The organism is Brevibacillus halotolerans (assembly GCF_026891775.1).
GTDB classification, from domain to species: Bacteria; Bacillota; Bacilli; order Brevibacillales; family Brevibacillaceae; genus Brevibacillus_B; species Brevibacillus_B halotolerans.
The window spans coordinates 1-13,480 of the sequence record NZ_JAPTNK010000016.1; the positions used below are offsets into that span (position 1 = coordinate 1).

Here is a 13,480-nt window from a genome sequence, read left to right on the forward strand (position 1 = left end):
CTCTTACTATAACTCAATTCGCATTCAAACAAAACTAAACAACCAGTCACCGGTTGAATTCCGACGACTGGCTGCTTAAACTTGTAAGGTGTTTTGATCCCTGTCCTACAAACGGGGGTCAGTCCCCCCTTCGCTTGCGGAGGTTTTTTTGTGGATTTACCTGAGAAACGCAAGCTGAAAGTGTCTATTTTGTGTGTTTTAAGTAGAGAATGGAAGATTATTACCTTTACATTCTCCCCTTCATACCAGATAATAAAAGGTAATACGTTTAAGGGAAAGATAGACGGTTTTCATCTTCAGAGTGAAGATTAAGGAAGGGAAATATGACTACGGGCATCGAGGAAATTTTAAGCAAAGCGAATAGCTATATGTCAAGCGAGGACGTTACTATGCTGGAGCGTGCCTATGATTTAGCACGCAAAGCTCACGAGGGCCAAGTGCGTAAATCTGGGGTGCCTTATATTATGCATCCGATTGCGGTTGCAGGCATTTTGACGGATATGCACATGGATGCAGTAACTGTTGCTGCCGGTTTTCTCCATGATGTTGTGGAAGATACCGATATTACGTTGGATGATTTACGTAAGGAATTCGGGTCAGAGGTAGCACATCTGGTAGACGGGGTCACAAAGCTAGAAAAAATTAAATACAAATCCAAAGAAGAGCAGTTAGCGGAAAATCATCGTAAAATGCTTGTAGCCATGGCACAAGATATTCGGGTCATTTTAATTAAATTGGCGGACCGATTGCATAATATGCGTACGTTACGCCATATGTCCGAGGAAAAACAACGTGAAATTTCGGATGAAACGCTAGAAATCTTTGCCCCACTGGCTCATCGTTTGGGGATTGCGTTTGTAAAGTGGGAGCTAGAGGATACAGCTCTACGCTATTTGAATCCGCAGCAATATTATCGGATTGTAAACCTCATGCAGAAGAAACGGACGGAGCGCGAGGAGTACATTTCAGAAGCAAAAGCAATGATTACTGATAAATTACATGAGTTGCATATTGAAGCGGAAATTGCTGGCAGACCTAAGCATATCTATAGCATCTATAAAAAGATGGTGTCACAAAATAAGCAGTTTAACGAAATCTACGACTTGCTGGCTTTACGTATCATTGTGAATGATATTCGTGATTGCTATGCTGTCCTTGGAATTGTGCACACGTTATGGAAGCCTATGCCAGGACGATTTAAAGATTATATTGCTATGCCAAAGGCTAACATGTATCAATCCCTGCATACCACTGTAATCGGGCCAAAGGGTGAACCGTTAGAAGTACAAATTCGTACATGGGATATGCATCGAACAGCAGAGATTGGTATCGCTGCTCACTGGGCCTATAAAGAAGGAAAAGGAGAAGTGCAGGGCTCCTTTGAAGAGAAAATTGGTAATCTCCGTGAGATTATTCAAGGTGGACAAGAAGAGACACCAAATGCCCAGGAATTCATGGAATCCCTCAAGCAGGATTTGTTTTCTGATACGGTATTTGTCTTTACGCCAAAAGGCGATGTGGTGGAGCTTCCAAAAGGCTCGGTTCCTTTGGACTTTGCATATCGCATACATTCGGCTGTCGGCAATCGAACCATTGGTGCTAAAGTGAACGGCAAGATCGTTCCGCTAGATTTTGCGTTGCGTACGGGTGACATTATGGAAATCTTGACTTCCAAGCATTCATATGGTCCAAGTCAAGATTGGCTCAAAATAGCAAAGTCTGCCCATGCCCGCAATAAGATCAAGCAATGGTTTAAGAAAGAAAAGCGCGAAGAAAATGTTGCTAAAGGGCTATCGATGATTGAAGCTGAGGTAAAAGCGCGCGGCTTTGATTTAAAAGAGACCATGACTGCCGAGAATTTAAAAGAAGCAGCAGCTAAGTTTAATTTCCAATCTGACGAAGATATGTTTTCTGCTGTCGGATATGGCGGGCTTACTTCAGCACAAGTAGCCAATCGATTGACGGAAAAAATACGTAGAGATCGAGAAGAACAGCAACAGCAACAACAGCAAACTATTCAGGAATTTAAATCTCATGCACCTACCCAGAAGCAGACGCGAAGCGACACAGGCATCCGCGTAGAAGGCGTAGACAATTTGTTGACTCGTATTTCTCGATGTTGTTCGCCGGTCCCAGGGGATGACATTATTGGTTTTATTACAAGGGGACGAGGGGTCTCCATTCATCGCAAGGATTGCCCGAATGTGACGGTAGAAGAGAGTGATCGACTCATACCTGTACAATGGGAAGGTGACCAGAAACAAAACTACAATGTAGATATAGAAATCACTGGCCATGATCGCACAGGCTTATTAAACGATGTGCTACATGTAGTTGGGGAAACGAAAACCAATATAGCGGCTGTGAGTGGAAAAGCGGACCGCAATCGGGTAGCTACGATCAACATGACAATCTGTATTAACAATATAGATCATTTGCATCGTGTGGTAGAACGGATCAAGCGTATCAAAGATATTTATTCCGTTCGTCGAATTCTAAATACCTAGCATATCTTTATTATTATGTGGCAGACAGTGGTTCCTTGGGGACACTGTCTTTTCTTTACATAACCATAAATGCTGGCATAAATTCAAAACAACAGAACCGGAGTGATAAGTAGTGCGAGTCGTTGTCCAAAAAGCAAAAGCATCTAGTGTATCCGTAAATGGTGAGGTAGTCGGTAAAATTGAGCGAGGGCTGGTTTTATTAGTCGGTATTACTCATGAGGATACGATAAAAGATGTAGAGTTTGTAGCAGATAAGGTAGCCAATTTACGGATTTTTGAAGACGAGGAGGGAAAGATGAATTACTCTGTTCAAGACACAAAGGGGCAAATTTTATCTATTTCCCAATTTACGTTATATGGAGATTGTCGAAAAGGTCGTCGCCCTAATTTCATGGCAGCCGCTCGCCCAGAAGCCGCTGAACCATTATATGAGCAGTTTAATGAGATGCTGCGGAGTAAAGGGCTTCATGTAGAAACAGGGCGGTTTGGCGCAATGATGGATGTGCAGATACATAATCATGGACCGGTGACATTAATTGTTGAAAGTTAATGTCAGGTGAAAAAAAGGGCTAGTTAATTTGCGTAAGCTCGATACCTAGAAAGAAAGCAGCTAGTCTATTTTTTGACTAGCTGCTTTTTGGTGTAAAAAACTAACTTGGATAAACCTGGAAGTAACGTAGTATGCCTCGGAACAACCCTTCCGCCGCATTTTGCTGATGCTGGTCGTCACGTAAGTTAGCTTCTTCCTGTGGATTGGTTATAAAACCGATTTCAGCAAGAATCGCTGGTTTTGGATTCTCGCGAATAACATGAAAATCACCAAATCTGGATGTTAAATCCTTATATTGAGTTGTCGCGATGATCTCTTTTTGAGTCATTTGGGCTAATTCCATCGATTTTCCTTTGTGATAGTAAAAAATGATGGTACCATTGGTAGCTGCGTTAGGATGTGTATTGTGATGGACACTTACAAACATATCCGCATTGTTTTGTACAGCAACCTGAACACGCTGATTCAACGTAAGAGTCGTATCATCGGCACGAGTCATAATGACACGTGCTCCAGAAGCTTCTAGGCGTTGTTTTAGCTTCAGAGCAACCTGTAGGTTAATCTCTTTTTCAAACGTCTTGTACGTCGTCCCTACAGCGCCACTATCTGTTCCGCCGTGTCCAGGATCAATTACAATCAATTTGCCTCCTGCTTCATTACCGGTTAAAGGAGGCAGATTGGCTATATCTGTTGATTCCTTTTGAACGACCCAGCTAGCGATGTAGGCTGTTGAGTTATCTTTTAGGCGAATTTGATACCAATCGCCCTCTGTTTTGATTACCGAATAGCTTTCTCCTGCCTGTACAGTACCTACCGGTTCATATTGGGTGCCAGGGCCAGAACGAATATTTGTGCCTTCGTTTATCACCTTGATTTTCATTTCTGATTGATTATTGCTTGGCACCGAGGGCTGAAGAGAGTTTTGGTTCCTATGTTCATTTGGATCAACTACTCCGAGTGTAGGAGGAGCTTCTGTTGATTTCGTAACTAACCAACTGGCAATCCAACCTGTTTTCCCATCCGGAGTTTTTACCTGAAACCAATTGTTGCTTTGAGACAGTACCGGTAGAACTACTCCGTTATTTACTTGGGTGAGAACTTGGCTTGTTGTATTAGCCTGACTTCGGATGTTTACATTATTTGCCGTTACCTTCACCGTAGAGCCTGATGTAGCTGTAGCAGGGTTTTGCTGTGTCGGAGGAGGTGTTGCTTGTCCGGTTTTAGGAGCTGCTGGATTAGCAATCCAAGCTGTTGTTCCGTTGTACAGGATTTGATCCCATCCATTTGACTCCGAATATTTACTTACCTGATCCCCTGCGCTTAACTGCCCGATAATCATGGCTGAGACATTAGGCTCTGCATACACGTTGGTTACTGCAGAGATTTTAATACTACTGGTAGATGGTGGCTGTACAGTTGGTTCTACAGGTGGCAATACAACAGCAGGTTGATTACTCTGACCCGGTGATGTTGCTCCTGATACGGGTGCTGATGTAGTAGGCGGCGTAGCATGTTTTACAAATTTAGCATTAATCCAGCCTGTTACCTTGTCAGACACCTGAATTTGTGCCCAGATGCCTTCCTTTTTAATCATTTTATAGCTTTTTGTCTTATCCATTACCTGAATGATTTGAGCATCAGTCTTTGGTGCAGTCCGAATGTTTAACATATCAACCGTGCTTTGTAAATAAATCACCTTTGGTGGTTGAGGAGCTGCTTTAATCTCCTGAAGGTATGTATTCAATCCCCAGCCTTGTTTGCCATTCGGTAATTTTACCTGTATCCATTTATCTTTTTTTGATATAACGGTTAGTTTTGTCGACTTAGGCACGGAACTTACGAGTTGATAGTTGGTTCCTGGACCAGAGCGAATGTTTAAATTATCGGCAGTTACCTGCACCTGGCTGGCTGCCCAGACCATTTGGAAGGGGGCGACCAAGCTAGTGAGACACGTTGCAAGTCCGATAATCATCTTCTTGCGAGAAAACACGTTTGTCCCATCCTTTCTGTTTTTCATAATTCCTACGAGCGGAATATCAAATTTTCCACAAAACAATAATCTTCTTCATAGACCTTGGATTTTCCTGCAATTTTCGACATTTTTTTCGAGATGCATGCAAATCTTCCCATGCGGAAACAATAGGGCAAGGAGGGATTAAGCATGCGCCAATCCAATAAAGAACGTTTCGCTCAAGAATTAAACCGTCGTATTTTTTCTGTCGATTTTCATGATTTCTTGCAAAAAGAAGCCATTTTAAACGATGTAGAAATGTCTCAGGAGTTTCATATCAGCATCCGCGAGGTACAAGAACTACGTCGGCGTGCTAAACAATAGCAAAGTAGCGAAAAGCTGTTAACGTGTGCAGGAATCAAGCTAGTTACGTTTGATAGGGGCGTAGCTTCATGTAGCGAAAATCAATGATCCAGTAGGGAATCTCATGTACTTCTTTTTCGCAATGATTGTGCCAAATCGTTCTGATGAAACGAACGGCTTTCTAAATCCGTCCATTTTTGAAGGGAACAGTTGGTGTCTTCTCTGAAATTGACCACCTTATGCTGGTAAGGTAAGATGAGAAGGATTGCGAAAGAAGCAGGTGAAGAACATGTTGCAAATAAAATGCGTGGGTCATCAGTTCGAACGTGAAATCGGCTTTATTGCCGCACTGTTCTATGAAGATCCCGCGATTCATTATGTACAAGATTGGGAGAATTGCTCCCATCAAGATATGAAGATAGAGCTGTGCTGTGAGTCACAAGCCGATGGCGTCCATGCTACTGGATATCTATTGTTTGCCGATCAAAAGCATACATTTGAGTATGATCGTCCCTATAAGGAGCTTTCCGAAAAAGGTATGCGCAAAACAGCTAAGCAAGCCATTAGCTATACGCTATTAACATTGCTGGAGCGTCATACTGGAATGGAGCAGGGATGGGGCATTTTGACCGGTATTCGACCGACTAAATTGCTTCACAAGATGCTACAATCTGGGTTGAGTCGCGAGGAGGCTCATCGCCAATTACGCGAAGACTATATGGTTCGCCCCCACAAACTACAGCTCTTACAAGAGATAGTGGATCGTCAGCTACATGTTGTTCCTGATTTATATAAAATAGATCGGGAAGTCTCTGTCTACATTGGAATCCCATTCTGCCCAACAAAATGTGCGTATTGTACGTTTCCAGCTTATGCGATTGGTGTGCATCGCCGGAATGTAAATCCATTTTTGGCAGGTTTACATGAAGAGATTCGCTTAATAGGTGATTGGTTGACCCGCCAAGACTTGGTAATCACCTCCATTTACTTTGGCGGAGGTACACCTACCAGTATTACTGCTGACGAGTTAGACGAGCTTTTTGTTACACTTTATAAGCATTTTCCTCATATGGATAAAGTGCGTGAACTAACAGTGGAAGCTGGAAGGCCTGATACCATCACTCCTGATAAAATTGAAATCATGAAAAAATGGAAGGTTGACCGTATCAGCATCAATCCGCAGTCGTTTACACAAGAAACCCTTCAAGCGATCGGTCGACACCATACAGTTGAAGAAACCGTGGATAAATATAAATTGGCCATGGAGATGGGTTTAACGAACATTAATATGGATTTGATCATAGGGCTGCCAAATGAAGGGATGCAGGAAATGAAGCATTCTCTTCAGGAGGTTGAAAAGCTAATGCCTACTTCTCTCACAGTCCATACACTTTCATTTAAACGTGCTTCGGAAATGACCCAAAATAAAGAGAGATATCAGGTGGCTAGCCGTGAAGAGATACTAAGCATGATGCAAGAGACTGAAGAGTGGGCCAAGAAACAAGGATATGTTCCATACTATCTGTATCGACAAAAAAACATTTTGGGCAATCTTGAAAATGTTGGCTATGCGCTACAAGGTCAAGACTCTATCTATAACATCGTTATGATGGAGGAAGTGCAAACGGTTCTTGGCTTAGGCTGTGGGGCTGTCTCCAAATTGATGCGGCCTGGTAGCGGTGTATTATCACGTTGGCCGAATCCGAAAGATCCGAAAACCTATAATGATACGTATAAGCAGTTAATTGAGAAAAAGGTGCAGGATTTAGATGCGCTTTACTCTGATAAATAATCGGGTGATTGTATAGTTGACGCTCACTCGCGATTTTGCTATGATCTGTAATATATTTTGATCTGATGACGGGACCAAGTAACCTTTAGACGGATAGCTAGAGAGGAAGCATCGTGGCTGAGAGTGCTTCTCTATTACGTTTAGGCGAATGACCTCCCTGAAGACCCCAGTGAAAGATAGCGTTGCTACGAGTAACTGTAAGGCGCGGCATCGGCGTTACGATGAAAATGAAGTGGGATATGATTACATATATATCCAAGCAGGGTGGCACCACGGGAGAAGAATACAATCTCTCGTCCCTGACATGTACGTAAGTTGGGCATGTCAAGGACGGGAGATTTTTTGTGTTTTCTAACAATTATTTTTCCTGACTTGCCCTGTACGGATTCTTTTTATATAGCACGTAAAAAACAAAAAAGGAGAGACTCACATGGCGAAAATCCAAATTCCACGTGGTACACAAGACATTATGCCTGGCACAGTGGAGCTTTGGCAGCACATTGAAGGAAAGATGCGAGATCTTTGCACACGCTACAATTACCAAGAGATCCGGACGCCCATTTTTGAGCAGACAGAACTGTTTAGACGAGGCGTAGGTGAGACTACGGATGTAGTGGAAAAAGAGATGTACAGCGTTGAATCCCGTGGAGAAGGGGATTTCACCTTACGTCCTGAAGGCACAGCAGGGGTTGTGCGCTCTTATGTGGAGAAAAAATTGTATGGTGTTCCCAATCAACCTACGAAACTGTATTACTTAGGGCCAATGTTCCGACATGAGCGTCCGCAGGCAGGTCGATTCCGCCAGTTCGTTCAATTTGGAGTGGAAGCAATCGGTTCGGCTGATCCTGCAATTGATGCCGAAGTAATTGCTGTGGCAATGCGAATCTATCAGGAATTAGGGCTTACAGGCTTGTCCGTAGAGTTAAACAGTGTAGGAACTCTGGAAGATCGCGCCCGTCACCGTGGAGCATTGCTTGAAGTATTAAATAGTGTACGAGACGAGCTTTGTGAAGATTGCCAATCACGTATTGATCGGAATCCTTTGCGAGTTTTGGATTGCAAAAATAAAAAATGTCAGACCCTTACAAAAGATGCACCTTCTATTTTAGATTATCTAAGTGATGAATCTAAAAAGCATTTTGAAGAGGTGCAGGCATATCTTACTGCAATCAACATTCCGTTCCACATTAACCCGCGTCTGGTGCGTGGTCTTGATTACTACACACTGACTGCTTTTGAAATTAAAATGGCAGAGATTGGTGCAGTTGAAACGTTATGCGGTGGCGGTCGTTATAATGGGTTGGTTGAACAAATTGGCGGCGAAGATATGCCGGGTATTGGTTTTGCGATGAGTATTGAACGCTTGTTAATGGCCTTAGAATCGCAAAATATTCAATTACCAATTGAAACAGGGCTAGATGCTTACATCGTTTTACAATCTGAAACAGCAAAAACGAAGGCATTCCAGTTGTTAGATTCTCTGCGTGCTAAGGGTGTTAAGGCAGAGATGGACTATTTAGGCCGTAAAATGAAGGCACAGTTAAAAGCAGCAGATCGTGTAGAAGCAAAGTATGCTGCTATCATTGGCGAATCAGAACTGGAAAAAGGCGTGGTCATGCTAAAAGAACTAGCGACCGGCGATCAGCAGGAAGTAAGTTTTGCAGAAGTAAGCGATTGGCTATTGGCTAAACGTTAAGGATATAGAAAAAAGAACGAAATATTGACCTATTGGAGGGACCAACGATGAAATTTGATGTACGCACTATCTATTGTGGCGAAGTAACCAAAGAACATGTAGGACAAGAGATAATTTTAAATGGTTGGGTTCAAAAGCGTCGTGACCTTGGTGGTGTTATCTTTATTGATCTGCGCGATCGCTCAGGAATTTGTCAAGTGGTGTTTAACCCAGAAGTAAATAAAGAAGCATGGGAAAAAGCAGATCGTGTGCGTAGCGAGTATGTCTTATCTGTAAAAGGTAAGCTGATCAATCGTGAACCGGAAGCAGTGAACCCGAAAATTAAAACTGGCGAATTCGAATTGCTAGCAACGGAGATTACCATTTTAAACGATGCGAAAACCCCTCCGTTCTTAATTGAAGATGAGATTGATGTAGATGAGCAGGTTCGCCTAAAATATCGCTATTTGGACCTTCGTCGTCCTGAAATGCAAAAAGCATTCTACTTACGTTCAAAAGCTACAAAAGCGTTCCGTGATTTCTTGGATCAAAAGGGCTTCTTAGATATTGAAACGCCAATGCTTACGAAGAGCACTCCAGAGGGAGCTCGTGATTACCTAGTTCCATCTCGTGTACACCCAGGTGAATTCTATGCGTTGCCACAATCTCCTCAGATTTTTAAACAATTATTGATGGTTTCCGGATTCGAGCGCTACTATCAAATTGTACGTTGTTTCCGTGATGAGGACTTGCGCGCTGACCGTCAGCCAGAATTTACTCAAATCGATATTGAAACATCCTTCTTGCCAATGGAACAGCTATTGCCAATGATGGAGGAAATGGTTCAACATGTATTTAAAGAAACAGTTGGTACAGATGTAGGGACATCATTCCCTCGCTTAACGTATGCAGAAGCGATGGATCGCTTTGGCTCTGACAAGCCAGATATTCGTTTTGGCATGGAGTTGACCAACGTATCCGATCTTGTGAAGGATAGCGGCTTTAAAGTATTTGCAAGCACAGTAGAGGCCGGTGGACAAGTAAAAGCGATTAATGCAAAAGGTTGCGGGCATTATTCACGTAAAGATGTTGATGATCTAGGCAAATTCGCTTCACGTTATGGAGCAAAAGGTTTAGCATGGATTGCATTTAAAGATGGCGAAGTAAAAGGGCCAATCGCTAAATTCTTCTCTGAAGAAGAAGTTACAGCAATTAAAGAGCGCTTGCTAGTAGAAGAAGGCGATCTATTGTTGTTCGTAGCTGATAAACCGAAAGTAGTAGCAGATTCTCTAGGTGCTCTACGCAGCAAGCTAGGTGCTGAACTAGGCTTGATTGACCACAGTAAGTTTGCTTTCCTATGGGTAGTAGATTTCCCATTGGTAGAGTGGGATGAGGAGGCTAAACGTTATGTAGCTCTGCACCATCCATTCACTCGTCCAAAAGACGAAGATTTGCATCTGTTTGAAACAGACCCAGGTGCAATTCGCGCACAAGCCTACGACTTAGTTCTAAATGGTTATGAATTGGGCGGCGGCTCCATGCGTATCTACAAACGTGACGTACAAGAGAAAATGTTTACTGCGCTTGGATTCAGTCCAGAAGAAGCAAGAGAGCAATTTGGCTTCTTAATGGATGCGTTTGAATATGGTACACCTCCACATGGTGGTATCGCACTAGGCTTAGACCGTTTGGTAATGTTGCTTGCTGGACGTACGAACTTACGCGAAGTAATTGCTTTCCCGAAAACGGCAAGCGCTAGTGACCTAATGGTTAACGCTCCAAGTCAAGTAGACGAAAGTCAATTGAAACAGTTGTTTATTGCAACTATTGAAGAAGAGAAAAAAGAAGAAGTAACAAACAAATAACAAACAAGTAAATTTACTTGGGCAAATGGGTCCAACCAAGGCAAGGAGTCTTTTGGTTGGACCTGTTTTTTGTTTGCTTTGTAGAATTCAATGTGCTAGCATATGTCTGATTCGACAACCACTTAGAGTCCTAGTGGAATAATAGGAATTGAATATCAGCCTATTGCTAGGTATAATCGGAATGTCACTATTTTTATGATTGTATAAAAAGTATAAATCTGAGAAGATTACTAGGTCATATATGGATGACATGAAACTGTAATTATAGATTAAATGCTACTTGCAAAATAGATGAATGTAGGAAAGGTTGTTAGTGAACATGTTACATCAATTCTCGCGTTGTGAACTGGCATTTGGTCCAGAGGGCTTGGAGAAAATGAGGAACAGTACCGTTGCCGTGCTTGGTGTCGGTGGAGTAGGGTCCTTCACAGTAGAAGCTTTAGCACGTACTGGCGTAGGAAAACTGATCCTAATTGATAAAGATGACGTTGACATCACAAACATTAATAGACAAATTCATGCTACTTTACACACGATTGGTCAACAAAAAACAGAGCTAATGAAAGAGCGTATCCACTCCATTAATCCAGAGTGCGAGGTACTGACGCTTCAGATGTTCTATGACGATGAAACAGCTCCTCGTCTATTCGAGCATAAGCTAGATTATATTGTTGATGCTATGGATACCGTGTCTGCAAAAATTCATGTTATCCTGGAAGCAAAAAAACGTAATATCCCAATCATCTCTAGTATGGGAGCAGCTAATAAGATGGACCCAACGCGTTTTGAAGTGGAGGACATCTCTAAAACCAGCTATGACCCTATTGCTAAGGTAATTCGTCGTGAGCTTAAAAAGGCACGCATTTATAAGGGTGTTAAAGTGGTATATTCTAAGGAAATCCCTGTAACAATTCGTACGGATGTACGGGAACAGATTGTTCAAAATCCGGATTCCCCTATTCGTAAAGTAAAACAACCGCCGGCAAGTAATGCATTTGTGCCATCTGTGGCAGGCTTGATTTTAGCTAGTGTGGTTGTTCAAGATATAGTTGGCTGGGTACCGAAAAAAGGGTAGCAAAAAAGAGTGCCCAGATGTAGTACGCCTTTTACAAATAAGTGATTCACAATGTTGAAATGGATAGCGCAGAGGCCTTCGGGCTTTTCTGCGCTACTTTCTTTACCCGAAGGAAAGCTTTCTTTTATGTCTTGAAGCAATTGTGATCTATAAGATAATGATTTGATTGATGGTAGTAAGCATCAGCTTGCCTTGTTACTTACCTTTTCGAAACTTGGCGTAGCTTGGTTTTCTAAGTAAAATGAACAGGATGATAGTTTAAGGTTATGGTAACAAAAGACAGATTATAGTTGCAAATCGTTTGAAGAAACCAGATTGGGGTTGAGAAGGATGGATTTATTTTCTTTCGCCCATGAACAGGAAGATTCCAAAGGGCGCACCAAGCCGCTTGCGGCACGAATGAGACCAAAAAATCTAGATGAAGTAGTTGGTCAACAACATATATTAGCTAAAGGATCACTGCTTCGAAGAGCTATTGAAGCAGATCAAATCTCTTCTTTAATTTTCTACGGACCCCCGGGCACAGGAAAAACAACCTTAGCAAAAGTCATAGCACGTACAACTAAATCGCACTTCAGTGAATTAAATGCGGTTACTGCAGGAGTAGCAGACATTCGCCGTATCGTAGAGGAAGCGAAGGATCGCTTAGTAATGAATAACCAGCGTACTACGTTATTTATTGATGAGATCCACCGTTTTAATAAATCTCAACAGGATGCGCTGTTGCCTTATGTAGAGGAGGGAACGGTCATTTTGATTGGAGCAACAACAGAAAATCCTTTTTTCGAAGTCAATGCAGCGTTGCTCTCTCGTTCACAAATTTTTTCCTTACAATCCCTAACAGATGAGGATTTGGGGCAAGTTATTGATAGAGCATTAACGGATGAGCTTGAAGGGCTTGGAGAATTACGGGTTAAAATGACACCAGAAGCCAAGGAACATCTTATGCACTATGCAGAAGGAGACGCTCGTCGCTTATTAAATGCATTGGAATTAGCAGCAACGACTACACCACTAAATGAAGCAGGAGAGATTGTCATTACGTTGGATGTGGCCGTAGAATCAATCCAGCGTAGAGCTGTCCGCTATGATAAAAGCGGAGATAATCATTATGATACCGTTTCCGCCTTTATTAAGTCTATTAGAGGGTCCGATCCAGATGGCGCATTGTACTGGTTAGCAAGGATGATTGATGCAGGGGAAGATCCGCGCTTTATAGCACGCCGCTTAATAATCTCTGCATCAGAGGATATCGGTAATGCTGATCCTAAAGCTTTATCCGTTGCTGTATCTTGCTTTCAGGCTCTTGAATTAATTGGTATGCCAGAGGGGCGCATTGTCTTAGGACAAGCCACTACCTATCTTGCAACTGCTCCGAAAAGTAATGCAGCTTACATGGGCATTAACCAAGCGCTTATGCATGTCCAAAAAGAGGGGCATAAGCCCGTACCTGTTCACTTACGGGATCGCCATTATAAAGGGGCTGCTAGGTTAGGGCACGGGGAAGGGTATCTATATCCGCATAATTATCCCGAAGGCTATGTGAAACAGCGCTATTTGCCTGAGGGTGTAGAAGAGAAATTTTATGAGCCTAAGCCGATAGGATATGAGGCAGAAATTCAAAAGCGTCAAGCATCTCGGAACTAACCCCTATTATTCCGATGCCTTTACATTCTTTTGGGAAAAGTTTATATTTATCGTA

9 protein-coding genes are annotated in these 13,480 nt (G+C 42.5%); 8 read left to right on the top strand and 1 reads right to left on the bottom strand.

Features of this window, described 5'->3' with window-relative positions; all coding sequences use genetic code 11:
• Positions 1-323 precede the first annotated feature (323 nt).
• On the top strand, positions 324-2,507 hold the full coding sequence (locus O0550_RS17965; RefSeq protein ID WP_003338337.1) for a RelA/SpoT family protein: 2,184 nt from the start codon (positions 324-326) through the stop codon (positions 2,505-2,507).
• 112 nt (positions 2,508-2,619) lie between these two features.
• Positions 2,620-3,057 carry a D-aminoacyl-tRNA deacylase gene (gene dtd, locus O0550_RS17970; RefSeq protein ID WP_003338336.1) on the top strand — a complete coding sequence of 146 codons (438 nt, stop codon included), beginning with the start codon at positions 2,620-2,622 and terminating at the stop codon, positions 3,055-3,057.
• Between the two features lie 100 nt (positions 3,058-3,157).
• Here dtd and O0550_RS17975 read toward each other — a convergent pair whose 3' ends face one another.
• On the bottom strand, positions 3,158-5,047 hold the full coding sequence (locus O0550_RS17975; RefSeq protein WP_258426988.1) for an SH3 domain-containing protein: 1,890 nt from the start codon (positions 5,045-5,047) through the stop codon (positions 3,158-3,160).
• A 171-nt stretch (positions 5,048-5,218) separates the two neighbouring features.
• On the opposite strand from O0550_RS17975, the gene O0550_RS17980 reads away from it, so the two are divergent.
• The 6 genes from O0550_RS17980 (at position 5,219) to O0550_RS18005 (ending at position 13,425) form a co-directional block, all read left to right on the top strand.
• A complete protein-coding gene (locus O0550_RS17980) occupies positions 5,219-5,392 on the top strand; it encodes a hypothetical protein (RefSeq protein WP_003338334.1) in 174 nt (57 codons plus the stop codon).
• 268 nt (positions 5,393-5,660) lie between these two features.
• The gene (locus O0550_RS17985; protein WP_258426989.1) at positions 5,661-7,163 is read left to right on the top strand and encodes a coproporphyrinogen III oxidase; all 1,503 of its coding nucleotides are present in this window, start codon (positions 5,661-5,663) and stop codon (positions 7,161-7,163) included.
• 430 nt (positions 7,164-7,593) lie between these two features.
• Positions 7,594-8,859 carry a histidine--tRNA ligase gene (gene hisS, locus O0550_RS17990; RefSeq protein ID WP_003345352.1) on the top strand — a complete coding sequence of 422 codons (1,266 nt, stop codon included), beginning with the start codon at positions 7,594-7,596 and terminating at the stop codon, positions 8,857-8,859.
• A 47-nt stretch (positions 8,860-8,906) separates the two neighbouring features.
• The gene (gene aspS / locus O0550_RS17995) at positions 8,907-10,703 is read left to right on the top strand and encodes an aspartate--tRNA ligase (RefSeq protein ID WP_003338331.1); all 1,797 of its coding nucleotides are present in this window, start codon (positions 8,907-8,909) and stop codon (positions 10,701-10,703) included.
• 319 nt (positions 10,704-11,022) lie between these two features.
• On the top strand, positions 11,023-11,778 hold the full coding sequence (locus O0550_RS18000) for a tRNA threonylcarbamoyladenosine dehydratase (RefSeq protein WP_258426990.1): 756 nt from the start codon (positions 11,023-11,025) through the stop codon (positions 11,776-11,778).
• Positions 11,779-12,108: 330 nt separating this feature from the next.
• Positions 12,109-13,425 carry a replication-associated recombination protein A gene (locus tag O0550_RS18005; protein ID WP_258426991.1) on the top strand — a complete coding sequence of 439 codons (1,317 nt, stop codon included), beginning with the start codon at positions 12,109-12,111 and terminating at the stop codon, positions 13,423-13,425.
• Positions 13,426-13,480: the final 55 nt, after the last annotated feature.